The 25594-nt window shown below is 42.4% G+C and carries 22 protein-coding genes; 18 read left to right on the top strand and 4 right to left on the bottom strand.

Features of this window, described 5'->3' with window-relative positions:
- Positions 1-6 precede the first annotated feature (6 nt).
- The 4 genes from ACOOE0_RS12610 to ACOOE0_RS12625 all read left to right on the top strand — a co-directional run bounded on the left by ACOOE0_RS12610 (position 7) and on the right by ACOOE0_RS12625 (position 6695).
- Positions 7-1377, top strand: a complete 1371-nt coding sequence (locus ACOOE0_RS12610) for a glucoamylase family protein (RefSeq protein ID WP_420399261.1) — start codon at positions 7-9, stop codon at positions 1375-1377.
- Positions 1370-2749, top strand: a complete 1380-nt coding sequence (locus ACOOE0_RS12615; protein ID WP_420402224.1) for a glucoamylase family protein — start codon at positions 1370-1372, stop codon at positions 2747-2749. Before ACOOE0_RS12610 ends, ACOOE0_RS12615 begins: the two co-directional genes overlap by 8 nt.
- Before the next feature lie 92 nt (positions 2750-2841).
- Positions 2842-5073, top strand: a complete 2232-nt coding sequence (bglX, locus tag ACOOE0_RS12620) for a beta-glucosidase BglX (protein WP_420402225.1) — start codon at positions 2842-2844, stop codon at positions 5071-5073.
- A gap of 8 nt (positions 5074-5081) precedes the next feature.
- The gene (locus tag ACOOE0_RS12625; protein WP_420399262.1) at positions 5082-6695 is read left to right on the top strand and encodes a sulfatase; all 1614 of its coding nucleotides are present in this window, start codon (positions 5082-5084) and stop codon (positions 6693-6695) included.
- A gap of 26 nt (positions 6696-6721) precedes the next feature.
- Here the strand turns inward: ACOOE0_RS12625 and ACOOE0_RS12630 are convergent, their stop codons facing one another.
- On the bottom strand, positions 6722-7825 hold the full coding sequence (locus ACOOE0_RS12630) for a bestrophin family protein (RefSeq protein WP_420399263.1): 1104 nt from the start codon (positions 7823-7825) through the stop codon (positions 6722-6724).
- Positions 7826-7978: 153 nt separating this feature from the next.
- Here ACOOE0_RS12630 and nrdG point away from each other — a divergent pair, with 153 nt between their 5' ends.
- The 11 genes from nrdG to ACOOE0_RS12685 all read left to right on the top strand — a co-directional run bounded on the left by nrdG (position 7979) and on the right by ACOOE0_RS12685 (position 18809).
- Entirely contained in the window at positions 7979-8437 is a 459-nt protein-coding gene (gene nrdG, locus ACOOE0_RS12635) for an anaerobic ribonucleoside-triphosphate reductase activating protein (protein ID WP_420399264.1), read from the top strand.
- A complete protein-coding gene (nrdD, locus tag ACOOE0_RS12640; RefSeq protein ID WP_420399265.1) occupies positions 8434-10311 on the top strand; it encodes an anaerobic ribonucleoside-triphosphate reductase in 1878 nt (625 codons plus the stop codon). Before nrdG ends, nrdD begins: the two co-directional genes overlap by 4 nt.
- 130 nt (positions 10312-10441) lie before the next feature.
- Positions 10442-10882: a c-type cytochrome gene (locus ACOOE0_RS12645; RefSeq protein WP_420399266.1), complete on the top strand. Its 441-nt coding sequence runs from the start codon at positions 10442-10444 to the stop codon at positions 10880-10882.
- A 10-nt stretch (positions 10883-10892) separates the two neighbouring features.
- Positions 10893-12230 (top strand): cbb3-type cytochrome c oxidase subunit I, encoded by a 1338-nt coding sequence (locus tag ACOOE0_RS12650; RefSeq protein WP_420399267.1) that lies wholly within the window; start codon positions 10893-10895, stop codon positions 12228-12230.
- 16 nt (positions 12231-12246) lie between these two features.
- Entirely contained in the window at positions 12247-13707 is a 1461-nt protein-coding gene (gene nirK, locus ACOOE0_RS12655) for a copper-containing nitrite reductase (RefSeq protein WP_420399268.1), read from the top strand.
- 82 nt (positions 13708-13789) lie between these two features.
- Positions 13790-14497 (top strand): formylglycine-generating enzyme family protein, encoded by a 708-nt coding sequence (locus tag ACOOE0_RS12660; protein WP_420399269.1) that lies wholly within the window; start codon positions 13790-13792, stop codon positions 14495-14497.
- Positions 14484-15200, top strand: a complete 717-nt coding sequence (locus ACOOE0_RS12665) for an SCO family protein (protein ID WP_420402226.1) — start codon at positions 14484-14486, stop codon at positions 15198-15200. The genes ACOOE0_RS12660 and ACOOE0_RS12665 overlap by 14 nt, the downstream gene beginning before the upstream one ends.
- Positions 15201-15307: 107 nt before the next feature.
- Complete coding sequence (locus ACOOE0_RS12670; RefSeq protein WP_420399270.1) at positions 15308-16129, top strand: CbbQ/NirQ/NorQ/GpvN family protein; 822 nt, start codon at positions 15308-15310, stop codon at positions 16127-16129.
- A gap of 67 nt (positions 16130-16196) precedes the next feature.
- The gene (locus ACOOE0_RS12675) at positions 16197-17972 is read left to right on the top strand and encodes a nitric oxide reductase activation protein NorD (protein ID WP_420399271.1); all 1776 of its coding nucleotides are present in this window, start codon (positions 16197-16199) and stop codon (positions 17970-17972) included.
- Between the two features lie 18 nt (positions 17973-17990).
- Positions 17991-18566: a cytochrome c oxidase subunit 3 gene (locus tag ACOOE0_RS12680; RefSeq protein WP_420399272.1), complete on the top strand. Its 576-nt coding sequence runs from the start codon at positions 17991-17993 to the stop codon at positions 18564-18566.
- Positions 18567-18809, top strand: coding sequence for a cytochrome C oxidase subunit IV family protein (locus ACOOE0_RS12685; RefSeq protein ID WP_420399273.1), 243 nt, complete (start codon positions 18567-18569; stop codon positions 18807-18809).
- Here ACOOE0_RS12685 and ACOOE0_RS12690 read toward each other — a convergent pair.
- The 3 genes from ACOOE0_RS12690 to ric form a co-directional block, all read right to left on the bottom strand.
- Positions 18786-19253 carry an RrF2 family transcriptional regulator gene (locus tag ACOOE0_RS12690; protein ID WP_420399274.1) on the bottom strand — a complete coding sequence of 156 codons (468 nt, stop codon included), beginning with the start codon at positions 19251-19253 and terminating at the stop codon, positions 18786-18788. The two genes, ACOOE0_RS12685 and ACOOE0_RS12690, sit on opposite strands and share 24 nt — an antisense overlap.
- A gap of 103 nt (positions 19254-19356) precedes the next feature.
- A complete protein-coding gene (locus ACOOE0_RS12695; protein WP_420399275.1) occupies positions 19357-20580 on the bottom strand; it encodes a hypothetical protein in 1224 nt (407 codons plus the stop codon).
- A gap of 114 nt (positions 20581-20694) precedes the next feature.
- Positions 20695-21405: an iron-sulfur cluster repair di-iron protein gene (gene ric / locus ACOOE0_RS12700; protein ID WP_420399276.1), complete on the bottom strand. Its 711-nt coding sequence runs from the start codon at positions 21403-21405 to the stop codon at positions 20695-20697.
- A 123-nt stretch (positions 21406-21528) separates the two neighbouring features.
- Here ric and ACOOE0_RS12705 point away from each other — a divergent pair, with 123 nt between their 5' ends.
- The 3 genes from ACOOE0_RS12705 (at position 21529) to ACOOE0_RS12715 (ending at position 25593) form a co-directional block, all read left to right on the top strand.
- Positions 21529-22812: an alginate export family protein gene (locus ACOOE0_RS12705; protein ID WP_420399277.1), complete on the top strand. Its 1284-nt coding sequence runs from the start codon at positions 21529-21531 to the stop codon at positions 22810-22812.
- Positions 22813-23023: 211 nt separating this feature from the next.
- On the top strand, positions 23024-23257 hold the full coding sequence (locus tag ACOOE0_RS12710) for a hypothetical protein (RefSeq protein ID WP_420399278.1): 234 nt from the start codon (positions 23024-23026) through the stop codon (positions 23255-23257).
- Between the two features lie 8 nt (positions 23258-23265).
- Positions 23266-25593, top strand: coding sequence for a molybdopterin-dependent oxidoreductase (locus ACOOE0_RS12715; protein ID WP_420399279.1), 2328 nt, complete (start codon positions 23266-23268; stop codon positions 25591-25593).
- Position 25594 lies beyond the last annotated feature (1 nt).

Consider the following 25594-nt stretch of genomic DNA (forward strand, 5'->3'; position numbering starts at 1 on the left):
TTTTCAATGAGGTTATTTTTAATTTCAGTTCTTTTGGTCGTTGCATCCATAGTAGCGGGATGCAATGGCCAAGGGACCAACAAAAAAGCCATTGCTCAAAATACTTCGGCTAAAACATATTCAGATGAAGATTTGTTGAACTTGGTTCAAGAACAGACCTTCAATTATTTTTGGGAAGGAGCAGAACCAATTTCAGGACTCGCCCGTGAGCGCATCCACTTGGATAACATCTACCCCAGTCATGACAAGGACGTGATCACCATTGGAGGTTCCGGCTTTGGCTTGATGGCCATTTTGGTTGGCGTTGAACGTGGCTTTATAAGCAGGGAACAGGCCTTGCTTCACTATGAAAAAGCAGTATCCTTTTTGGAAAAAGCCGACCGATTTCATGGGGCTTGGCCCCATTGGCTGCAACCAAGCGGCAAAACGGCACCTTTTAGTCCAAAAGACAATGGGGGAGACCTTGTGGAAACCGCCTTCCTTATCCAAGGTCTGCTTACGGTAAAAGCATACTTTGGAAACGGAAATGAACAGGAACAACAGCTCTGTGAGCGCATTCAGAATCTCTGGGAGGAAGTAGAGTGGGATTGGTATACCAAAAATGGGGAAAAGGTACTGTACTGGCACTGGAGCCCGGAATATCAATGGGAAATGAATTTTCCAGTGGGTGGATACAATGAAGCCTTGATCATGTACATTTTGGCTGCCAGTTCTCCTACCCACCCTATTGAAAAAAGTGTGTACGAAAAAGGTTGGGCCAAAAGCGGTAATATCACCAAGGATACGGTTTATTATGGCTTGGAAACAGAACTGGATCATTACGAACACGATAGTTCGCCAGTTGGACCTTTGTTTTGGGCACATTATTCTTATTTGGGGTTAAACCCCAAAGGTCTCACGGATGCTTATGCCGATTATTGGAAATTGAACGTAAACCATGCTCGGATCCACTACAACCACAGTATGGAAAATCCAAAAGGCTTTAAGGGATATGGAGAGAAATGCTGGGGCCTGACTTCCAGTTATTCTCCCAAAGGATACGCTAGCCACCGACCGGATAGGGACATTGGTGTTATTTCACCCACGGCAGCACTTTCGTCCATGCCCTACACCCCTAAAGAAAGCATGCGTTTCCTTCGATATATATACACAGAACAGGATAGTCTGGTAGGCAAATATGGACCGTACGATGCATTTAGCTTGGATAAAAATTGGTACTTACCCAGGTACTTGGCCATCGACCAAGGTCCTATTCCTGTAATGATTGAAAATCATCGAAGTGGATTATTTTGGAAGCTGTTCATGTCTAACCAGGAAGTGCAAAAAGGTCTTGATAAACTAGGTTTTCAACATTCCAAAACCGAAAATGATGGGTAAGGTCCATTGTTTTTTCCTCTGTTTACTCTGTCTTTTTTGCGCCTGTGGAGAAGATGATTATACCTACACCCCAATCGCATTTCCAGACGATGACGAGCCTGTGGTTCCAGAACCCTCAATTAGCGATGAGGAACTTTTGGATTTGACACAAAGGGAGACCTTCAGATATTTCTGGGATTTTGCAGAGACCAATTCGGGTGGGGCGAAAGAACGGTATCACCCCAATGATCCAGACAGGGACTCGCATTTGGTCACTTCTGGGGGAACAGGCTTTGGACTGATGGCTATTTTGGTGGGTATTGAAAGGGGATATATCACAAGGGAACAGGCAGTGCAACGTCTTTCCCAACTGTTGGACTTTTTGGAAAATGCAGATAGATTCCACGGGGCTTGGTCCCATTGGATAAACGGAAGTACGGGCAACGTTATACCTTTTAGCCCAACGGACAATGGCGGGGATTTGGTGGAAACCGCATTTCTAGTCCAGGGACTGATCTGCGTAAAAGAGTATTTCAAAAATGGAACAGATGTAGAAAAAGAGCTGTCAGGACAGGCTGATACGCTGTGGAAAGGAGTGGAATGGAATTGGTACACCCAAGAAAAAAATGCTTTGTATTGGCATTGGAGCCCCAATTTTGAATTCGATATCAATCTCGAACTAAAAGGATATAATGAGGTGCTAATAGCCTATGTTTTGGCAGCTGCATCTCCTGATTATGGAATTACCAAGGAAGTCTACACCAACGGTTGGGCTTCAAATGGCGGAATCAGATCCTCCAATACCCAGTACGACATTCCTTTAATTGTAAGGCATCCAGGAGCCCAACAGTATGGAGGGCCTTTGTTTTGGGCGCATTATTCCTATTTGGGACTGAACCCAAAAGGGCTTTCGGATGAATTCGCAAACTATTGGAGCGTAAACCTTAATCATACCAACATCAACTACAACTATTGCGTTGAAAATCCCAAAAACTTTGAGGATTACGGACCCGATTGTTGGGGCCTTACCGCTAGTTATACCCGAAACAGTGATGGAAACCTGGGCTATAATGCCCATCATCCCGCCAATGATACAGGGGTGATTTCGCCCACTGCTGCTATTTCTTCAATTCCCTATGCTCCCGAAAAGGCACTGGAGGCCATGCATTATTTCCATAGGAACAAGGACAAGTTACTCGGCCCGGCTGGATTTTATGATGCCTTTAGCCCCGAAAATGATTTTTGGGTGGCAGAAGCGTATTTGGCCATTGATCAGGGGCCTCAAATACTCATGATAGAAAATTATAGAACGGAACTGCTCTGGAATCTTTTCATGCAGAATGAAGATGTTCAGAACGGACTTGATCTATTGGGATTCCAATACAACAATTAACCCCTTAACATTTTAGGGGGACAATCTTTTTCTAACAATTCAACATGACCAAAATCCAACATTACTTTTTTTTCTTCCTGATAGGCTTCATAATGACAAGCCATACTTGGGGTCAAATTAAATCTCCTATTCCAGAGGTAGAAACCTTGCTGGAGAAAATGACCTTGGAGGAAAAAATTGGGCAATTAAATTTACTTACTCCAGGAGGTGGGGTGGCAACTGGCGCAGTGGTAAGCAAAAATGTGGAAGCCAAAATCAAGGCAGGTCAGGTTGGGGGACTTTTTGGGGTTTCTGGCCCAGACAAGGTCCGGATGGCACAAGAAATGGCTGTAAACCATACGCGGCTTAAAATTCCGTTGCTCATAGGAGCTGATGTCATTCATGGATATCAAACCACCTATCCCATTCCATTGGGAATGTCCTGTAGTTGGGATATGGACTTGACGGAAGAGGCTGCGCAGATGGCTGCAAAAGAAGCCACAGCAGATGGAATTATGTGGAATTTTTCTCCAATGGTGGATATTGCCCGTGATCCCAGATGGGGACGGATAGCGGAAGGAGCTGGAGAGGACCCCTATTTGGGTTCAGCCATTGCCAGGGCTATGGTTAAAGGATATCAGGGACAGGATTTAACGGCTCCAAACACGATGTTGGCCTGTGTAAAACACTTGGCCCTTTACGGAGCTTCCGAAGCTGGAAGGGACTATCATTCCGTGGATATGAGCAAGATTAAGATGTTCAATCAGTACTTGCCTCCTTACAAAGCTGCTGTGGATGCGGGAGTTGCCAGTGTGATGAGTTCCTTTAATGACATAGACGGGATTCCCGCATCGGGCAATAAATGGTTGCTGACAGAATTGTTGCGCGAACGTTGGAGGTTCAATGGATTTGCGGTTTCGGATTATACGTCCGTCAATGAAATGGTGGCACACGGTCTAGGCGATTTACAAGCCGCAAGCAGTTTGGCCATAAAGGCTGGTTTGGATATGGATATGGTGGGAGAAGGATTTCTAACTACCTTGAAAAAATCTGTTGAAGAAGGCAAAGTGACCGAAGCTGATGTTACGCAAGCTTGTAGAAGAGTTTTGGAGGCTAAATACAAAGCAGGTCTGTTTGATGACCCCTTCAGATATCTTGACCCAAATAGGCCCAAACAGGACATATTGACCGCTGAAAATAGGGCATTGGCTAGAAAACTGGCGACTCGTTCTTTTGTTCTTCTCAAAAATCATGATCAAATCCTCCCGCTGCAAAAGAGTGCGAAAATCGCTTTGATTGGGCCATTGGCAGACAGCAGAAACAATATGTTGGGTACTTGGGCTCCTACGGGAAATCCAGATTTGGCCGTTACCATTTTGGAAGGGTTTAAACATGTAGCTCCAGGTACAGATATCCAATATGCTAAAGGCGCCAATATTTCCAATGATGCGAATTTTGCTAAAAAGGTCAATGTATTTGGCCCTCGAATTCAAATTGATAAAAGGCCTGCAAACCTGTTGCTGACCGAGGCCATAGAAATTGCGAAAAAAGCAGATGTTGTGGTTGTTGTAGTGGGTGAAGCCACGGAAATGAGCGGGGAAGCTGCAAGTCGTACCGATATTTCAATTCCTGAAAATCAAAGAAAACTAATTAAAACCTTGGTGGATACCGGGCAACCCGTGGCAGTGGTTTTAATGAGTGGAAGACCGCTGACCATTCCAGAAGAATTTGATTTGCCAATTGCCCTGTTGCAAGTTTGGCATCCGGGTGTTGAAGCCGGAAATGCAATTGCCGATGTGGTCTTTGGGGATTATAACCCATCAGGGAAGCTTACAGCAACTTGGCCAAGAAATGTGGGACAGATTCCCATTTACCACAGTGTAAAAAATACAGGAAGGCCAGCTCCAGACGAAAAATTTCAAAAGTTCACCTCCAATTATTTGGATGCTCCCAATACCCCGCTGTTTCCCTTTGGGTATGGATTGAGTTATACCACTTTTGAATATTCAAACTTAAAATTGGACAAACAGGAAATCCATCAGAATGAATCATTGGAAATACAGGTGGAAGTTGAGAACACTGGAAATTTTGATGGGGAAGAGGTGGTTCAGCTCTACCTGCGCGATGTGGTTCGATCCATTACCCCGCCCAAGAGGGAACTTAAGGGATTTAAAAAGGTTTTTATCAAAAAAGGTGAACGCAAAACGGTGCGCTTGACATTGAATCCTGATGATTTGAAGTTTTACAACGGGAACTTGGAATTTCTTTCTGAACCCGGCGCCTTTGAAGTTTTTGTTGGAACGGATTCCAATGCCGTTCTGAGCACAACATTCATATTAAAATAGAACATAGGATGCAAAGAGTGATTATATACATTGGCATTTTATTGCTTGTGGCTTGTGAAGGTCAGAAGCAGGAGATAGAAGTCGCTCGTCCCAATATTATTTTTATCATGGCAGATGACCATGCGTTCCAGGCAATCAGTGCATATGGCCATGAGTTGTCACAATTAGCACCCACTCCCAATATTGACCGCATTGCAACCAACGGAACAATTTTTCAGAACAGTTTTTGCACCAATTCCATTTGTGGGCCTAGTAGGGCTGTTATTCTTACGGGAAAACACAGCCATCTCAACGGATTTAGAATGAATGGGGAACGGTTTGATAACAATCAGGCTACCTTACCCAAATACCTCCAAAAACTGGACTACCAAACAGTGGTCATTGGAAAATGGCACCTACATGGGCAACCAACAGGATTTGATCATTGGGAAATTTTGAATGATCAAGGGAATTACTATAATCCAGAGTTTATTCAAGGAAAAGACACCACTATTGTTGAAGGATATGCAACGGATATCATTACCCATAAAAGCTTGGACTGGTTACAGAATAAAAGAGATGGTAGGAAACCTTTTTTTATGATGGTCCACCACAAAGCCCCTCACAGGAACTGGATGCCGGCTTTGAGACATACAAACAAATATGATTCGGTTACTTTTCCGTTGCCCGATACTTATTTCAATGAGCATAAAGGTCAAATGGCTGCACAACTGCAGCAACAGACCATTTATAAGGATATGTACGAGGGTCATGATTTAAAAATGACTGTAACAGCGGGAGACCCAAGGTTGGCCCATAATCCTTGGACAACGGATTTTGAACGGATGACACCGGAACAACGGAGCGCTTGGGACGATGCTTATAGGGCCAAGAATGATGCTTTTCATGAATCCAAGCTTTCTGGTAACGAATTGGACATTTGGAAAGGACAACGTTATCTACAGGATTATTTGGCCACAGTAGCCGCTGTGGATGAAGGAGTAGGGCAAATCCTAGATTATCTGGAGGAAACGGGACTGGATGAAAACACTTTGGTGGTGTACACTTCGGACCAAGGATTCTATTTGGGAGAGAAAGGATGGTTCGATAAGCGATTTATGTACGAGGAATCCCTGAGAATGCCTTTAGTGATGCAACTTCCAGGTGTTATTGAGCCGGGTTCCTCAGTGGATGCGATGGTACAGAATCTGGATTTTGCACCCACCTTTTTGGAATTGGCGGGTGGAAGTAAATACGCTTCGGAGATGCAGGGTGAATCTTTTACAGGAGTTTTGGAGGGTTCCCAATCTTGTTTTAAAGAAGCCATTTACTACCATTATTATGACTACCCGGCCTTCCATATGGTCAAAAAACAATATGGTATACGAACCAAAAGATACAAGCTCATTCATTTCTATGATGACATTGATGCATGGGAGTTTTATGACCTGAAAGAAGATCCCAGTGAGATAAACAATGCCATCAACGACCCCAGTTACACAGAAGAGATTGAAGAGTTGCATAGAAAATTGGACAGTCTCCAAGCGTACTATGGAGTAACCCAAAAGGAATTTGAAAGGGCATCACAACAGGATGTGGACAAGGCTTTTGCCCAGTTTAAAAAACTTAGAGGTGCCTACTAAGCTGCAATCATCCAGTGATTGAGAGGTTACATCACAATGTCATTGATCCATTGATAAGGTTCGGGGATATCCGTATCGTCTATGAGCTGTCGGATATCTATTTCTATTCCTCGACTCAAATCAGTGATGGGAACGTCATTGGGTCCCCCTTCAAACGGATTTTCCGTGTTCTCCCCAATGGCCTCCATGGTGTGAAAGACCCAAGCTATCAAAGCGCTGAATGGAATGGAAAACCACGCGAAATGCTTTCCTATGAAGAGTTGAAGATTTTGCGTTACCTCAAAATAGGCCGGATTCTCATTTAAGTCCGAAACAATACGATCTCCTATCACTTCAAACCCTTCCATGATACCAAAGGGAACCAATAGGATAAATACCCAGACAAATACATAGTTCAAGGTGGCAAACTGTCTGGGGTACGGAAAATTCTTGATTCGCTCACTTTTCCCTTGGAGGGTGTATAGTTCGGTGAGCATTGACATCATTTCCATATGACGAAAATCCTCAATCAAACCTTGATCCATCAGCTCTCCCAACCTTTTGGATTGAATTCCCAACAGTTGCGACGCCTGATTTCCTTTTTTGAAAATGGTATCAAATTCAGCTTTGGAAATATAGGTGGCGATGACCTCTTCTATGGGGACGGTATCTTCCAACACGGTATATTGGGATTCCCGGAATTCCTTGTTGGACTTCTGATTTTTAAGGTGCGATTCCCAGGGTTTGTCCTTCCTTAATTGATATCGAAGGGCAGTGAGCCAGGCAACATGTCGGTGTACCAATTCTCTTTTTATGGTTTTGAGCTCTTCATCGGCAATCGGATTTTTAGCGTGTTTATTGGTGATAAAATCCTTGACCATGATAGTCCAAGACCTAGAGGTGTTAACGATTCCTCCCCAAATCTTTCGCGCTTCCCAGAGTCTATCGTAGGACGCGTTGTTCTTAAAACTCACGATAAAGGCCACAGCGGTTCCCAGCACTCCTAGCGGTAACCATGGTATATGGAGCCACTTCCAGCGTAAAACATCAAAAAGAATAACGGGAACAGTGGCTAATAAAAGAAAGAGTAAAATATGTCTACGGGTCCATCGGATTACGCCTTTAACTGGAAATATTCTGCGGGTGTACATGAGTTAGTTGGGTCAAAAGGATTCAACTACAAAATAGCCATTTTTTACAATTCCCAAATGTTGATAACATCTTTAATAACTCATTTTCAATAAGAAACTTTTGGATGTATGTCTTTTATAATTTTAAAGGATAAAAAGGTCTTTTATTAATTTATGTATTGCAGCAGATTCCAAATTGTACTTCAGGAAGTGCCCGGTGAGATAAGTTTGTGCTTTAGTATTTCTGGCTGTCCCTTGCGCTGTAAGGGCTGTCATTCCCCATTTCTATGGAAAGAGGGGAATGGGGAAAAGCTTACACTTCATCTATTTGACCATATTCTTTATAAATACTACGGATTCGCAAGTTGTGTCCTTTTTATGGGAGGGGAATGGCACCAGGATGAACTCATCCAATATTTAAAATATGCCAAGGACAAAGGTTACAAAACTTGTTTGTACACAGGGTTGGATCGAGTTGAAGATAGCATTTTACAGCAGTTGACCTGGATTAAAACCGGAAAATGGATCCAAGCCCTTGGAGGATTGGACAGCAAAAAGACCAATCAAAAATTTATAGAAGTACGAACCAAAAAATTATACAATCACTTATTTATAAAAGAACAACAAATATGATACGACTTACCGACGCACAGATTTCAAAAAAAGTAAAGTTTATCAACCAGTATATGCATTCTGCCAATGCCGCGGACGGATCAAAACTGGATGCGAATGCCAATGTAACTTCAAAAAACATTGCCACTATGGAGGCCGAATTGAACAAGGACATCAACATCCAGGTCAATAGAAAATTGGTAAAAGATAAGATTGAATCGCTTTTCGGAAATGAACTCGCAGAGGAGTATACCAGGCAAATTGAATCCCATGAAATCTACGTTCATGATGAAACCTCTTTAAAACCATACTGCGTTTCCATTAGCATGTATCCTTTTCTGTTGGATGGACTTACCAAATTGGGAGGGGAGAGTAGGGCACCCCAACATTTGGAGAGTTTTTGTGGGGAGTTTGTCAATCTGGTATTTGCTATCAGTTCCCAGTTTGCAGGGGCGTTGGCCACGGTGGAGTTTTTGATGTACTTTGATCATTTTGCCAGCATTGATTATGGTAAAGACTATCTAAAATCCCATGAAAAGACCATTGCCAACCATTTGCAGCATGTGGTATATGCTATCAATCAACCTGCCGCGGCTAGGGGATACCAGTCTGTCTTTTGGAACATTTCCCTTTATGATGAAGCTTATTTTAATAGCATGTTTGGGGACTTTGTTTTTCCTGATATGACAAAACCGCAGTGGGAAAATGTGAAAAGGCTACAATCGTATTTTATGAAATGGTTCAACACCGAACGCACCAAGGCCATATTAACCTTCCCTGTTGTCACTGCTGCCATGCTTACAAAAGATGGGAAACCTGTGGACAGGGAGTTTACACAAATGTGCGCAAAGGAATTGAGTGAGGGTAATTCGTTTTTCATTTACCAATCAGAAAATGCGGATAGTTTGGCTTCTTGCTGCCGCCTCCGTAATGAGATTAGTGACAATACCTTTAGTTATTCACTGGGTGCTGGAGGAGTGGCTACAGGATCCATCAATGTCATAACGCTCAATATGAATCGCTTGGTTCAAAATGGGGCGGATATGGTGGAAGAAGTTCGTAAAATACATAAATATCAAGTTGCATTTAGGAAACTCATTGAGGAATATGAGGCTGCCGGACTGCTGCCTGTATACAAAGCAGGATTTATTGGGCTGGACAAACAATTCCTGACCATTGGAATCAATGGAATGGTAGAAGCGGCGGAAAGCCAGGGAATCGATGTTGGCAACAATGAAAACTACAAAGCCTTTGTCAACAAATACCTCAAAGCAATCTATACTGAAAATAAAAAAGCCAAACAGGAGCATGGTTATATGTTCAACACTGAGTTTGTACCAGCTGAAAACTTGGGCGTGAAAAATGCCCATTGGGATAGGAAAGATGGACTGTTTGTGCCACGTGATTGCTACAATTCTTATTTCTACAAAGTGGAGGACATCAGTACCAACACCTTGGATAAAATAATTTTACATGGCAAGGAAACCATTCAATACTTGGATGGTGGTTCAGCACTGCATCTGAATTTGGAGGAGACGCCCAATCAAGAGGGTTTTGAAAAGTTGATTCATGCAACGGCCAGAGCAGGATGCAACTATTTCTGCTTCAACATTAAAATCACCATTTGTAACCGTTGTGGGCATATCGACAAACGAACCTTGCACAGCTGCCATAAATGCAACTCCAAAGAAGTAGACCACGCCACTCGGGTGATAGGATACCTAAAAAAGGTTTCCAGTTTTAGTTCGGGACGGCAAAGGGAGCATGACTTAAGATACTATCATGCAAATAGGAAAGAAAGTCGCTTGGGCAAGAAGAGAGTTCAGGTCCTGAACGGTTATCAGTCCAAGAATCAACCTCTGCCAGACTATTCGGAAACGCAACACATCATCTGATATTTATCCAATCTTGATGCTCTTTTAAGGGAAACATGATAAATATCATGTGTTCAACTAAGACACCTATCTATTTTTACATAATAAAGGATAAAATAGTCTTTTATTATCGAATACTAATCAATTTACCATGTTATCAAAAAAACAAGCACGTACTTTTTTTCTTGGAGGGACGGTGGTGACATTTCTTGTCTTTATCGGACTTACGATTTATTCCTTTAGCAAGGAACAGGATCAATCCAACTATGAGAACATTACCGAGCAGGTTGTTCGGGGAAAACAATTGTGGGAAGCCAACAATTGTATGGGGTGTCACACCATTCTAGGTGAAGGCGCCTATTATGCGCCTGAACTCACCAAGGTCATAGACCGAAGGGGGGAAGGTTATATCAAGGCAGTACTTACCACTCCAAATGCCTGGGCACCCAATGGAAGAAAAATGGTGGCCTATGGATTTTCGGATGAGGAAGCGGCAGACCTAATCGCATTTTTTGATTGGATAGATGACATTGATCTCAATGGTTTTGATACTGTGGTATCTCCATTGGCCAAAGATAAAACCAACAACTAAACCCAACGTTATGAAATACAAATCACAAAAAGTAGCCTATTGGTTTTTTGCACTTTCCATGCTGCTATTAGTTTTACAATTGACCTACGGCTTCATCATGGGATTTGCCCGTGTGGGGCTGGATGGACTTCATGATTTTATTCCCTTTAATACCGCAAGGGCGGTACACACCAATTTATTGGTGGTTTGGTTGCTTTCCGGTTTTATGGGTGCTGCTTATTACATAATTCCGGAGGAAGCACAGCGCGAATTGGTCAACGTGAAATTGGCCTATGTGCAATTGATTTCACTTGCTTTGGTAGGTGTTGCAGCCATAGTGGGTTATCATTTTAACTGGTGGGAAGGACGAAAATTCCTGGAAATTCCAAGACAATTGGACTTTTTGGTAGTAGCCAATGTACTCTTGTTTTTAGGCTTGATCTTGGTCACCCTGTTTAAAGGAAAACGAAGGACCACAACAGCCTTGGTACTCTCCATGGGACTTTTGTTTGCAGCACTCCTGTATTTGCCTGGAATGTTGCCCTTTGATAGTCAGGTAATGGACTCTTTCTTCCGTTGGTGGGTAGTTCACCTTTGGGTTGAAGGTGTTTGGGAACTGATTATGGGAGGTATCCTTTCCTTTTTGCTGATCAAACTTACAGGAGTGGATCGGGAAGTCATAGAAAAATGGCTTTACGTTATTGTAGGACTTACATTCCTTTCAGGTGTATTGGGAACGGGTCACCATTACTATTACATAGGGGTGAACAAGATTTGGTTGGTTGTTGGAGGGATATTCTCCGCACTGGAACCCTTGGCTTTCTTGGCCATGGCCTTGTTTGCGGTGAACATGTACCGCAAAGGGGAAAAAAGACACCCCAACAAGTTGGCATTGTTCTGGACCTTGGGTGCTGCCATCGTGTCCTTTTTGGGCGCTGGGTTGCTAGGTTTTGCCCATACGCTACCACAAACCAACCTGTATACCCACGGAACCTTGGTGACGGCCATGCACGGACACCTGGCATTTTGGGGCGCTTATGCAATGATTGTGTTGGCCATTATCAGCTATAGTATGCCCAACATGACAGGAAGGAAACTGTATCTAAGTGCAAGGGGTAGAGCCGCATTTTGGCTTTCAAATATTGGTATGATTGGAATGACCGTGGCCTTTGGAGTTGCAGGTGTTGCCCAGGTGTACTTGGAACGAAAGTTTAAAATGGAGTTTATGGCAGTGCAGAATGAAATTAGCATACACTTTTGGGTGTTATTGATCTGCGCAACCATATTAACCTTGGGAATTGCCTTGTACATTATAGACTTTGTCAAACATGGTAAACCAACCGATCAAGCTTTGGAACTACAACCATAAACCAAAAATTATATAAATGAGAATACCTAAAAACGGACTAGTAGCACTTTGCCTAATGGCAATTGGAGCCATTGGCTTGCAAAGTTGTATAGACAATACCACAAAAAAAGAATATGCTGCGGCGGCAGATATTCCAGTGAGCAGGGAAATGACGGCAGAACTTACTGCCCCACCAAATGTACCTAGGGGGGTAGGCGACCGTAAAGCCAAAAAGCTTATCGTGAACATGGAAATTCTTGAAAAGGAAGGCACCATGACCGATGGAACCACATATAACTATTGGACCTTCGGTGGTTCCGTGCCAGGAAGCTTTATCAGAACCAGGGTGGGGGATGAAGTGGAATTCACCCTGTCGAATCATCCAGATAACAAACTGCCCCACAACATAGATTTACATGCGGTAACTGGTCCTGGCGGCGGAGCGACATCGTCCTTTGTGGCTCCTGGGCATGAAAAGAAATTCAATTTTAAGACCATCAATGAAGGTTTGTATGTATACCACTGTGCTACAGCACCCGTTGGGATGCATGTCGCCAATGGAATGTACGGATTGATTTTGGTGGAACCCGAAGGAGGATTACCCAGAGTGGACAAGGAATATTACATTATGCAGGGCGATTTCTACACCCAAGGCGAAAACGGTGATCCGGGCCTACAACCCTTCGATATGCAAAAAGCAGTGGACGAAGACGCCGATTATGTGGTGTTCAATGGGAGTGTTGGTTCCTTGACGGGGGATAATGCCATAACGGCCAATGTAGGGGAAACGGTCCGGCTTTATGTTGGGAACGGTGGACCCAATTTGGTGTCCTCCTTTCATGTGATTGGAGAAATTTTTGACAAGGTAATGGTCGAAGGAGGTAGCAGCATCAATAAGAATGTACAAACTACTTTGATTCCTGCTGGTGGAGCTGCAATTGTGGAGTTCAGGGTGGATGTCCCTGGCACCTTCATTTTGGTAGATCATTCCATTTTCCGGGCTTTCAACAAAGGTGCATTGGGTATGCTTAAGGTTCAGGGTGAGGAAAACAAAACCATTTATTCCGGGGTAATTCAAGAAGGAATTTACAACCCGGAAGGTGGAGGAATACAGGCCATGCCCAATGGAGGGGATAAAGCAGATACAAGTTCAGGTACCAAAACCTTGGCGGAAAAAATGGAATCAGGAAAGCAGATCTATACCAAAACCTGTTTTGCATGTCACCAAGCCAACGGAGAGGGAATCCCGAATGCTTTTCCACCCTTGGCCGAATCGGATTATCTCAATGCCGATGTGAATCGTGCAATAGATATTGTCTTGAATGGTAAAACGGGTGAAATCACGGTAAATGGGCAAAAGTATAACAGCGTAATGACCAAACAGGCCATTAGCAGTGATGAGATAGCCGATGTGCTTACCTATATCTACAATTCTTGGGGAAATAATAAAACCAATGTGACCCGATCTATGGTAGATCAGGTTAAAAATGGGCACTAATCAATAATAGCGGATGACTGTTTTAAGATTGACATTTTGTATACTTTTTCTTTGGGTGGTCAATGCAAATTGTCAATCTAAAATGGTCGCTATTGCTGGCGGAACCTACATTCCACTTTACGGCAGGGATTCTTTAAAAGTTACCATTTCTGATTTTAATATGGATGTATATCCGGTAACCAATCAAGAGTTTATTGCTTTTGTAAAGCAAAATCCCAAATGGCGAAAATCCAAGGTAAAAAAGCTGTTTGCCGATGAAAGCTATTTAATGAATTGGATTTCGGATACCACTTTGGCAGAGGGACTGGAATTGAACGCTCCTGTAACCAATATCAGTTGGTTTGCAGCAAATGCCTACTGTGAATGCCAGGGAAAACGCTTGCCCACCATTGATGAATGGGAGTATGCGGCCATGGCAGATGAATATGAACCGGACGCAAGAAAAAATGAAACCTATAACACTTACATCCTAGGGTGGTACGAGAAGCCAAAGACGTTCAACAACATAGTTGGCTCCACTTTTAAAAACTTTTGGGGTGTTTATGATCTACATGGTCTGGTTTGGGAATGGACTTCGGATTTTAATTCAGTACTGGTATCAGGTGAATCACGAAAAGATGTGGACAAGGATAGCAACCTTTTCTGCGGAAGCGGTGCTATAGGAGCCACAGATTTAATGAACTATGCTGCCTTTATGCGATATGCAACCAGAGGAAGCTTGAAGGCAAAATACACCATGAAAAACCTTGGGTTTAGATGTGTGAAAAACAAAGATGATGAACAACTATAAGCGGGTTATTGGCATTTTGACAATGTTTTTGGTATTGGTTTCCTGTAACAATGGAGCCAAGATGGCAAGTAGTGAGCTAGCCTATACATGTCCTATGAAATGCGAAAGTGACAAAACCTATTATGAGGCAGGAAGTTGTCCGGTTTGTAAGATGGATTTGATGTCATTGGCATCGCTGACGGTAGAGCCTATGGAACTGGATGCTATTTCGGAGGAATCCATTTTCAATCTAACCTCCAAGTGGAATACGGAGGAGGGCATCAGTATCGAATTAAAGGATCTAAAGGGGAAGACCCTGGTCATGGTAATGATATACACCACATGCAAAGCTGCCTGTCCCAGATTGGTGGCCGACATGCGAAATATTGAAAAACAGATTCCAAAATCCTTAACCGAAGACTTGCAATATGTTTTGGTAAGCATCGATCCAAAAACAGATACACCAGTCCATTTAAAGGCATTCGCAAAGGAAAATCTTATGGATGCTGATCATTGGACTTTTTTGCAAGGAACGGAGACGGGGGTAAGGGAATTTGCCAATGTACTTGCGGTAAAGTATAAGCAAATTTCCCCAATGGACTTTTCACATTCCAACATCATTAGCGTATTTAATCCGCAGGGAGAGCTGGTTCACCAACAGGAAGGGCTGGGTGTGGACAACAAGGAAACGGTTGAAAAAATAATTGAAACAGTAAAAAAATAGGTCTATTAAGCAATCTTAGCCAGTGGTGAAGCATTCAATTTACTCATACCTGACTCTTCAAGGATTGCTTCAATCATGATTGCTTTTTAGACCTTAAATTATAAGCAATGATCAATTCAGTGGAAACAAAAAGCACCCAAACGAAAATAAATTCCAAGTCCAAGCCTTTTTACAAATCGGTAGGGAAGGAGGTAGACATTTTTAAGCATGCGTATAGTGGCAGGATTCCATTTTTATTAAAGGGTCCTACAGGCACTGGCAAATCCCGATTTATCGAATTCATGGCCCATGAACTTGACCAACATTTGATTACGGTCAGTTGTCATGAGGAAACTTCGTCTACGGATTTGATAGGGCGATATATTATCAAAGGAGCTGAAACGGTTTGGATGGATGGTCCCTTGACCATGGCGGTTAAAACAGGGGCCATATTGTATTTAGATGAAATTGCCGAGGCTAGGCCTGATGTAATCGTGGCCATACATTCGTTGACCGATCATCGTAGGGAGCTGTTTATCGATAAATTGGGAACTACTGTTAAAGCACATCCCAACTTTATGTTGGTCGCTTCCTTTAACCCTGGCTATCAAAGAGGATTTAAAGAACTAAAGCCTTCAACCCGGCAACGTTTTGTTGCTATATCCTTTAGCTATCCGGCAGCCAAAGCTGAGGCGGAAATTTTGGTACAAGAAACCAATATTTTGGAGGCTGATGCCAAGAAGCTGGTCAACATCGCAAATAAAATTAGAAATCTGACAGAGTTGGGACTAACAGAAACGGTCTCTACCAGATTATTGGTGGATGCCGCTAAATTGATACGTTCAGGTTTGCCCAAAAGATTGGCGGTACATGCTGCTGTGGTGGAACCATTAACAGATGATTTGGAGGTTATTAGTGCACTGAACGATCTATGTGATTTAATGATCTAAAGATTAAGATTGAGTCTTGGGTCTTGGGTCTTGAATCTTGAGAGTCTCACTACTAAAAGATAAAAGCATGTTTGAGTTTGAGCCGGATGAATACATCTTTACCAAGTTTGCCCACTATTTCAAAAAACGAAAGAAGAATAGAGAGGCCAACTGGTCCCATGCGGTTCACCTTTCCGATATAAAACCTCGACTCACCATCTTTGCTCGGGCAGTTACGGGAAAACCTATAGAACTCTATGCAGCCGAAAGGGAAGGGGGCTACAAAAACAACAATTTCTTTCTGCCACCAAAATATGCCCAATTTGCCACTGTCAAGGAAAACCTCTCTTTTTATCTGTTCAGAATCCTCTACTTATCCGTTCAAAAAAATTTGAGCCTAAACTGGAAGGACAGTAACGAACATGAGTTGAAAACTTCCCAGGAACAAGCCCAAAAAACCTCTTCGTTGGTGTTGGAACAATTGTTCAGGGAATTTCCTGTTACCCAAGAGTATTATCAAAGATTGATATCCCATTATTCGGTTCAGACAAAACCGAAAGTGTTACCGGATTTCTCATTTATATATGGCAAATGGATGCGTGACACTGCTGAGGAAGAAATAGGGGACACTCTGGAAAATTTTTCCCAGAAAGTAAAAAAGACAACACAAGACCAGCCCAAAACAACCTTAAAAGCCAATGCCGTAGAAGAAATTGTTTCCGTTCAGGTAGATGAAAAACAAGTGGAGGATGCGGTATTGCAACACCAGTTTGAAAAAGTGGAAACTGCAGATGAGTTTGGAGGGAATTTCAGGAACATGGATGGAGATGATGACTTGGAAGACCATGCCAATGCTCTGGAGGATTTAAACATGAAGTTTACCGTTCGGGTTGATGATACGGCACATTCCGTTTACCAAGCAGATTTTGTGGAGAACACCACCATTGCAGAAAGTGCGGATAGGGATAGCAGCGGCTATTTTGTCCGCTACGATGAATGGGACCAATCCAAGCGCAGCTACAAAGAAGATTTTTGCAAGGTGTACCCCAAAACCATCGAGAGGATCAATCCAGATTATTATAAGGAAGCAATTGCGAAAAACAGGTCAACTTTATTGGGACTGCGAAAAATGCTGACAACGGTAAATAACAAATATCAGCAGCAACGGAGACAGACCCAAGGGGAGGAATTTGATTTGGATGCCATAACAGACCTTTTTGTTGATGTGAATACGGGTCATACCCCTTCGGAAAAAGTATATCTGTCCAAACGCAAAAAGGAAAAGGATCTTTCCATCCTTTTACTCTTGGATAGTAGCTTGTCCAGCGATGGTTATGCCGCTGGGAACAGGGTGATAGATGTTGAAAAGCAAGTATCCATTCTTTTTGGTGAAATATTGGAGGAATTCAATATTGATTTCTCCATCAATAGTTTTTATTCGAAGACCAGGAATCACTCTTCCTATATCACGATGAAGGGCTTTGATGAGGATTGGAATCGAGCCAAATTCAAAATCGGGGCAATAGAACCCAGCGGTTATACGAGAATTGGTCCTGCCTTACGACATTCGGGAGCCTTGCTGGACCAAAGAGATACCAAAAACAAATGGGTCATTCTTATTTCTGACGGAAAGCCCAATGATTATGATAGGTATGAAGGAAAATATGGAATAAATGATATCAAGCAAGCCTTACGGGAACTCAACGAACGCCAAATAAACTCCTATGCCTTGGCCATTGAGGCCCAAGCCAAATACTATCTGCCTCAAATGTTCGGTCAAAACCACTATCAAATTCTGACCACGCCGGTGGAGTTATTGCAATCGTTGGTAAAGCTTTATGAAAGAATAAAACATCAGTCCTAATAGGGGTGTCGCGTAGATATGGATTCAAAGCAAATCAATTATAGGAGTATTTATTTTCCACCTGGCGGAATTTTAATTTGGATTATCATTTTTTTGGAGTTGATAACTTTCGGTGTTGCCCTGATAGCCATGGTATATGAAAGCAAAACCGAGGAAGTTCAATTTCATGATTCCAGGTTGACATTAAATGTCACTTATGGAATGATCAATACTATTTTTTTGCTCACAAGTGGATTTTTTATGGCACTATCCATTATAGAAGTAAAAGTCAAAGGAAAGCATGCGCTTAAGAAATACCTTCCTGCTACCTTATTGTTTGGCAGTATGTTTTTGATGTTAAAGAGCTTGGAATATCATGAAAAACTGAGTGCTGGATTTGACATGGGTTACAATACTTTTTTTAGCTACTATTGGATGCTTACCCTATTTCATGTGGTACATGTAATCATTGGACTGGTTATTCTTACTTCGGTGTATTTTGGATTAAAAAAAGAAAAGACAACCATTGAAGATATAGAGGCCAGTGCTGCTTTTTGGCACATGTGCGACCTTATTTGGCTGTTACTGTTCCCTGTACTTTATTTATTCTTTTAAATGGATAAAACAACAACAATAACCTGGGTGTTCTTAGTGGTGCTGACCATCTTGGCTTCGTTTCTTTCGGGAATACAAGGAATATATCTTGTGATTTCAATTATGATTTTGGCTGGCCTAAAATTTTTGGCGGTGGCCTTTCAGTTCATGGAATTGAAAATAGCCCATTACTTTTGGCAATTTTTGATTGTTGCTTACCTATTGATTTTTATTGTTCTTCTATTGTTGGTCTTGAGGGTGTAAAATGTCAAAGCCCTTAAGTGAAATATGCCTGCCTTTTTGTTTAATTTCCGCAACAAACTCCTTTATGGTTTTGTCTTTGAAATCGGCATAGATTTTTTTCTTGAACGGAGCCACGGTGAAATGCACGGGGCATGGATTTTCATCTCCACACGATGGCAAGCCCAAAAAGCAGCTATCAAATTTTGACGTGCCATCAATACACTTGACAACATCCCAAATGGAGTTTTCTAGATTGTGTTCATCCAAGAAAAAACCTCCTGTTGGCCCTTTATGGGAAGAGACCAACTTGTTTTTGGCTAACTGTTGCAACAATTTGGCCAAAAAAGGTTGGGGAGTTTCCAAGGCTTCGGCAATTTTCTTAACCCCCACTTTTTCATCTTCCTTGATGTACATTGCCAAATAAAGAATGGATCGGATAGCATATTTGCATGCGTTGGATAACATAAACTTTTGCTTTGTTCAAATGTATAGAAAGATGTTTTAGTCCGAAATAGAATCGCTGGAATTCTTACAAGGGCTATCCAGCAGAAAAATGTTTTGTAATCATTCAAAGCGCACTGTCTGAAATGTCTTTTCGCCTCAATTGAAGAACCAAAATATTACCGATGGCAAATGCCAGAATACCTGTTACCAATGCCAACAGCCATGGATAATGCCGAATCACAGGTTCTTTGAACCAAGCCATTGTACCTTTATAGAAGATAAGTCCTTCTGTTAGTATAAAACCTAGAAAGTACAATGCCATGGACCTTGATGTAAGCCGGATTAATTTGGAATGGAATAAAAAAGAAAGGACGGTCACGCTAACAACACCTAAAAAAATCCAATGCAAATACCCAATGACCAGGTCAATGTTGCTAGAAATCTTGGAGGCAAAATAGGGAATGGACCCCAATAGTTGCAATAGCAATTTGACCAAAAAGAAGATAGCTGCAATTTTTAGTGAAAGATGGAATAGTTTGGAATCCATCCTTTTGATCTCATTTTGGAAAGGCAATACATGTTTGATCAAAATAAAAAAAGCACACAGCTGCAATACAGACCCTAAGATGGAAATGACATAGATGGAGTTGGTAGGATTCATCCATAATAAAGAGATGCAAAAGGTTGTCACGACACCAAGGTTCATGGTCCAAAAGAACTGTGTGAAGGCAACGCGGGGTAATGCTATTTCTTTTTGTTCCAAAAAATACAGCAAAAGCCCAATGAGCGCCATTATAAACCATCCATTGTATTGAAAATGCAAATAGAAATAAATGGCATTCCTGTACAAATCCGAACCACTTCCAGCGGTATTCATTATTGCTCCCAAGGCCCATGGACCCAAACTGGATAGCACCATGTACCAGAGGGAGACATATATACATTTATAGGCGGGGGTTTTCTTTTGTTTCTTTGAAGTGTGTCTCGCAAAAAACCACATAAACACATAGGAAGCAAAAAGGAAAAGCGTAGAAAAAATGATTGAAAATAAAGCATATCCCGTAAATGGAAAGGTCAACAACATTCCAATAATGGTTACTTGGGTACACCAAAACAAAACTCGATACTTTCTTTCTATGGATGCTTTGCCCAGGTACGCCTTATAGATCAAGGTGGTCAAGGCAGTGTAGGTCCAGCCCAACAAAGCCACATGGGAATGGGTGTGCACCATATAACGGTAATCAAAGGAAAGCTCAACAACTGGGAATAACCGCAATGCAAGGCCTAAAAGAGCAATCAAAAGAAAATACCCCAAGGCAAGAACGCTGTGTTTTTTGAGTGAGTGCACCAAACCAATTTACGTTCTAAAAGTACAGTTTAAAGTAATTTCTACCGCACAGCGGACGAATTAAAAAGGTAGGCTATACTGGATGAACCAAAGTTTTATGCCCAACAAATAGGCCTAACCTAATTTCTCTTCCAATGCTATGGTTTTTGGGTGCAGGATGTTATTCTCCAAATGGATGTGCAGATGCAAATCCTGTTCAAATTCTTCCAACTTGGAATAAAGTGCCCTGAAGGTATTACAAGCCTCAGGTGGCGCGGTATAGTTTTGGGTTAAACTTGCGATCTCCTTAAAAATGTTCCCAGCACTTTCATGCTCGTGTTCCATCATCCCTATGGGATTGTTTACTGATCCAAAAGGTGCCGAAATTCCTGAATTCTCCGCTTCGGTCATTTTCTTAATGTATGGAAACAATACCTGTTCTTCTTTTTGAAGATGAGAAAGCAACTCGTTGGCCACTTCATGAAACAATCTATTGATCTCTACAACTTCAGGGTAATGATGGCCATGTACTTTGGCCACCTTGTTTGCGTATTCAGAAATAATGGGTAAACTTTCGTTCACATAGGTATGGTGAACATTGACGATATGGTCTATAAGAAATGAAAGATTCCATTGGTCGTAGTTGTGGTTTCGATCCACCGTTTTGTTCACTTCCAAAAGTTCATTTTCCAACCGCTCCTGGTCCACTTCAAATTTGGCACATGCCTTGGCTATTGTGATACCGCCCCCGCAGCAAAAATCAATTCCAAACTTCTTAAATACATGGGCGGTTTTTATGTTTTCAGTCACAAATTCTGCAACCGTTTTGTCCTTGACGACTTCCATATGGTATGATTTAGAATGCAATTATTGAGCGAAGATATGGGCCCAAAGTGACTGAGGTTATGACATTTATCATATTTTTAATGGACAACTCGGGCAACTTTTGTATCGCTAAATAACTTATTTATGACCAACAACAAGTTTATACCAATCCTTATTGCCTTTGCGATGCTTTCCGTATTTCAACTAAAGGCTCAACTTACTTTGGAGGCCGACCTTAGAGCACGATTCGAATACCGCCATGGATTTAACAATCTGTTCCCGGACAATGCGGATCCCGCTGCCTTTGTCACCCAGCGTTCCCGGTTAAATTTGGGCTATAAAAATGAGATGCTTAGACTATACATTAGTGTACAGGATGTAAGTACTTGGGGAGACACACGCCAACTTCAGATAGGGGATGACAATAGTTCCTTTGGATTGTTCCAAGCCTGGGGGCGGCTTTATTTGGATGAAAATTGGTCAGTAAAAGCTGGTCGTCAAGCCATTTCATATGATGACCAACGTATTTTTGGTGAGGTGGACTGGACCATGCAAGGACGATTTCATGACGCAGCTTTGCTGAAATATGAAAAGGATGACTGGAAAGCCGATTTGGGTTTTGCCTTTAGTCAGGAAGGACAATCCAATGAAGGTTCAGGGTTTTTTATTCAAGGTTTTTTTACCTACAAAGCCATGCAATATGCCCATGTAAAGAAAACATGGGAGAAGAGTTCCATTAGTTTTTTGGCACTCAATACAGGTTTCCAAAAATTCACGGGGATTGACAATGACCAACCGGACGGAACTTTTTATAGACACACCGCTGGTTCACATTTTACTTTTCCAATAGACAAGATCAAGTTCAATGGAAACGTGTACTACCAATTTGGGAAGGCCAATGCCAATACTGACCTAGCTGGCTATCTTCTGGCCCTGGAAGCCAATTATAAACCTGGAAAAACCCTGTTTGGTTTGGGTTTTGAGCTTATAAGCGGAACCGACCAAGCTGGGGAATCAAAGAACAAATCCTTCTTTCCTCTCTATGGCACCAACCACAAATTCAACGGGTTTATGGACTACTTTTATGTAGGGAACCACGCCAATAATGTAGGTTTGAACGACTTGTACGCCAAAGTGGTCTTTGCCACTGGAGAGAAGAACAGCTTGCTGGTAAAAGGCCATTACTTTGTGGCCAATGCGGCATTTGCGAATGACGAAGACAGCTATTTGGGAACGGAACTGGACCTGGTTTTCAACCAACAATTAATGAAGTATGCCAAACTCAATGTGGGTTATTCCCATATGTTTGCTTCAGAAAGTATGAGTTTGATCAAAGGGGGTAGGCCGCATGACAATACCAACAATTGGGCTTGGGTCCAACTAATAATCAAACCTGAGCTTTTTAAAACAGATTTCCTAAAAAAATAACATTTTATCAAAGGCAGGTCTTTTTTATTGTCAAAAACATGACAAAAGTCATAAAACTGACGTGGAAATATGTCCATTTTTGAGTAAATTGAAAAAGATGAGCCCTCCTTCCTGGATTCCAGGTTGCACATGATTTCATTTTTATTCAAGACTAATCAATTATGAACTATCAACATGGTTGTGTTTACCGTGTAATACCAGTCCAATCCATATGCCTATAAAAAGCTATTTAGCGCATCCCCATGACGGCAAAAAGGAAGAACTTCTACAAGAACTATCTGCAATGCCTTCCTGTGAAGTGGTCGCTGCCCGGAATAGGGAGATAATCGCGTTGGTTACCGAAACGGAAACCAAACAAGAAGAAGAAGCACTTAAAACACGGTTGGAGTCCATAAAAAGCTTAAAGTTGTTGGCCTTGGTATCTGGATTTAATACACCACAATAGAATCAAATATGCAAACTACACTTACTGACCGTAGAAGCTTTTTAAAGAAAATGGCGATGGCTTCCGCAATGGCTGCGGCTGCGTCCATGTTTCCGGGAATAATGTTCGCCGCAGAACAGGAAGAGGGAATTCCGTCCAATGCAAAACTCGATTGGAAAAAAGCTCCCTGTAGATTTTGTGGTGTGGGCTGTGGTGTACTTGTAGGTACAGAAAATGGGAAGGCAGTTGCCGTTAAGGGTGACCCTAATTCTTCGGTAAACAAGGGACTTTGCTGTGTAAAGGGCTACCATTCCATAATGGCCCTATATGGAAAAGACCGTTTAACCCACCCTTTGGTCAAAAAGAATGGCCGCTATGTAAAAACTACCATGGAAGAGGCTTTGGATCTTGTGGCATCAAAGATGAAAGAGACCATTGCCGAACACGGAAAGGATGCGGTCTCCATTTATGGATCTGGGCAATGGACCATCCCTGATGGTTATGCAGCTTCCAAGTTATTTAAGGGATGTATAGGCACCAACAACGTAGAGGCCAATGCCCGTTTGTGCATGGCTAGCGCGGTAACAGGCTTCTTAACCTCCTTTGGTTTGGATGAACCCATGGGTTGTTATGAGGATATTGATCATGCCGATGTGTTTGTTCTTTGGGGAAACAACATGGCAGAAATGCATCCCGTGCTGTTTTCACGCCTGTTGGACCAGCGTCTGAAAAGAGGAGTCAAAATCATAGATTTTGCTACTAGGACAACGCGCACCAGTACCGCTGCGGATAAATCTATTCTGTTCCTTCCCCAGACAGACTTGGCCGTGGCCAATGCCATTTGTTATGAAATCATTAAAAATGGATGGGTCAATTCCTCCTTTGTTGAAAAACATTGCAATTTTAGTAAAGGGCTTACCAACATGGGCTATGGACTAGAGGACAATTATAGTTTTAAGGATAAGCCCGAGAAAATTTCTTTTGACGATTTTAAAGACTTCCTAGAGGATTACACCCCTGAAAAAGTATCTAAAATATCTGGAGTTTCGGTTAGGGATATTAAATACATGGCCTCGTATTATGGGGATCCCAATAAGAAGGTCATGTCATTTTGGTGCATGGGGATGAATCAACATACACGAGGCACCTGGATTAACAATTTGGTATATAACATCCATTTGCTGACGGGCAAGATTTCCCAACCAGGCAACAGCCCATTTTCCTTGACGGGACAGCCTAGTGCTTGCGGCACGGTTAGGGAAGTTGGTACTTTAACCCACAAGCTTCCGCATGGGGTGGTCATGAACAAGGAACACCGTGAATTTGCTGCGAAAATATGGGATGTTCCTATCGAGAATATTCCTTCCAAACCAACCTACCACACCGTGGAAATGTTTAGGGCATTGGATAGAGGGGATATTCGTTTTATGTGGATTCAGGTGACCAACCCCATGGTTACCATGCCCAAGCTGAAACGCTATAGGGATGGGGCTAAAAAAGAAGGTCGGTTTATTGTCGTATCCGATGTATATCCAACCCCTACAACAGATATAGCAGACGTTATTTTACCTTCTGCCATGTGGATTGAACGCGAAGGGATGTATGGCAATTCTGAGCGCAGAACCCAGTATTTTGAACAGATGGTGGAGCCACCGGGTGAAGCTATTAGCGATACTTGGCAACTCATTGAGGTGGCCAAGCGTCTCGGTTATGAAAAACAATTTCCGTATAAGGCAGAAACGCACATTGAAGAGATTTATACGGAATATCGAAAACACCACGACAATAAGAAGCACAACATGGCCCCATTGGAGGTCTTAAAATCCCAGTCGGGTGCCATATGGCCGTATGTGGAAGGGAAATCAACGAAATGGAGGTTCAATGCCAAATATGACCCAGCGTGTTCCAATGGGGAGGACTTCCATTTTTACGGAAAACCCGATGGCAGGGCCATTATTTGGCAACGCCCTTATGAACCCGCTGCAGAAGAACCGGACAAGGAGTATCCATATTGGCTCAATACCGGGAGGGTGGTGGAGCACTGGCATACCGGTTCTATGACTCGGAGGATTCCCGTATTGCACCAAGCCATGCCACATGCCTATGTGGAATTGCACCCTGATGATGCCGAACGCATGCAGATTAGGACAGGAGATGCTGTGAAACTGACCACTAGGCGAGGGGAAATTACACTCCCGGCATCCATCAATGAAAGAGGAGTTCCTGCTCCCATGCAGGTTTTTGTGCCATTCTTTGATGAAAATATGCTCATCAATGATATTACGCTTGATTCCTTTTGTCCCATATCCAAGGAACCCGATTATAAAAAGTGTGCGGTGAGGGTGGAAAAAGCCTAAA

This window comes from Flagellimonas sp. (assembly GCF_965215805.1).
GTDB lineage: Bacteria > Bacteroidota > Bacteroidia > Flavobacteriales > Flavobacteriaceae > Flagellimonas.

Excerpts from the sequence above, each read along its gene's own strand:
- ACOOE0_RS12610 (WP_420399261.1), top strand. The coding sequence starts at position 7 with ATGAGGTTATTTTTAATTTCAGTTCTTTTGGTCGTTGCATCCATAGTA.
- ACOOE0_RS12615 (WP_420402224.1), top strand. The coding sequence starts at position 1,370 with ATGGGTAAGGTCCATTGTTTTTTCCTCTGTTTACTCTGTCTTTTTTGC.
- bglX (WP_420402225.1), top strand. The coding sequence starts at position 2,842 with ATGACAAGCCATACTTGGGGTCAAATTAAATCTCCTATTCCAGAGGTA.
- ACOOE0_RS12625 (WP_420399262.1), top strand. The coding sequence starts at position 5,082 with ATGCAAAGAGTGATTATATACATTGGCATTTTATTGCTTGTGGCTTGT.
- ACOOE0_RS12630 (WP_420399263.1), bottom strand. The coding sequence starts at position 7,825 with ATGTACACCCGCAGAATATTTCCAGTTAAAGGCGTAATCCGATGGACC.
- nrdG (WP_420399264.1), top strand. The coding sequence starts at position 7,979 with ATGTATTGCAGCAGATTCCAAATTGTACTTCAGGAAGTGCCCGGTGAG.
- nrdD (WP_420399265.1), top strand. The coding sequence starts at position 8,434 with ATGATACGACTTACCGACGCACAGATTTCAAAAAAAGTAAAGTTTATC.
- ACOOE0_RS12645 (WP_420399266.1), top strand. The coding sequence starts at position 10,442 with ATGTTATCAAAAAAACAAGCACGTACTTTTTTTCTTGGAGGGACGGTG.
- ACOOE0_RS12650 (WP_420399267.1), top strand. The coding sequence starts at position 10,893 with ATGAAATACAAATCACAAAAAGTAGCCTATTGGTTTTTTGCACTTTCC.
- nirK (WP_420399268.1), top strand. The coding sequence starts at position 12,247 with ATGAGAATACCTAAAAACGGACTAGTAGCACTTTGCCTAATGGCAATT.
- ACOOE0_RS12660 (WP_420399269.1), top strand. The coding sequence starts at position 13,790 with ATGGTCGCTATTGCTGGCGGAACCTACATTCCACTTTACGGCAGGGAT.
- ACOOE0_RS12665 (WP_420402226.1), top strand. The coding sequence starts at position 14,484 with ATGAACAACTATAAGCGGGTTATTGGCATTTTGACAATGTTTTTGGTA.
- ACOOE0_RS12670 (WP_420399270.1), top strand. The coding sequence starts at position 15,308 with ATGATCAATTCAGTGGAAACAAAAAGCACCCAAACGAAAATAAATTCC.
- ACOOE0_RS12675 (WP_420399271.1), top strand. The coding sequence starts at position 16,197 with ATGTTTGAGTTTGAGCCGGATGAATACATCTTTACCAAGTTTGCCCAC.
- ACOOE0_RS12680 (WP_420399272.1), top strand. The coding sequence starts at position 17,991 with ATGGATTCAAAGCAAATCAATTATAGGAGTATTTATTTTCCACCTGGC.
- ACOOE0_RS12685 (WP_420399273.1), top strand. The coding sequence starts at position 18,567 with ATGGATAAAACAACAACAATAACCTGGGTGTTCTTAGTGGTGCTGACC.
- ACOOE0_RS12690 (WP_420399274.1), bottom strand. The coding sequence starts at position 19,253 with ATGTTATCCAACGCATGCAAATATGCTATCCGATCCATTCTTTATTTG.
- ric (WP_420399276.1), bottom strand. The coding sequence starts at position 21,405 with ATGGAAGTCGTCAAGGACAAAACGGTTGCAGAATTTGTGACTGAAAAC.
- ACOOE0_RS12705 (WP_420399277.1), top strand. The coding sequence starts at position 21,529 with ATGACCAACAACAAGTTTATACCAATCCTTATTGCCTTTGCGATGCTT.
- ACOOE0_RS12710 (WP_420399278.1), top strand. The coding sequence starts at position 23,024 with ATGCCTATAAAAAGCTATTTAGCGCATCCCCATGACGGCAAAAAGGAA.
- ACOOE0_RS12715 (WP_420399279.1), top strand. The coding sequence starts at position 23,266 with ATGCAAACTACACTTACTGACCGTAGAAGCTTTTTAAAGAAAATGGCG.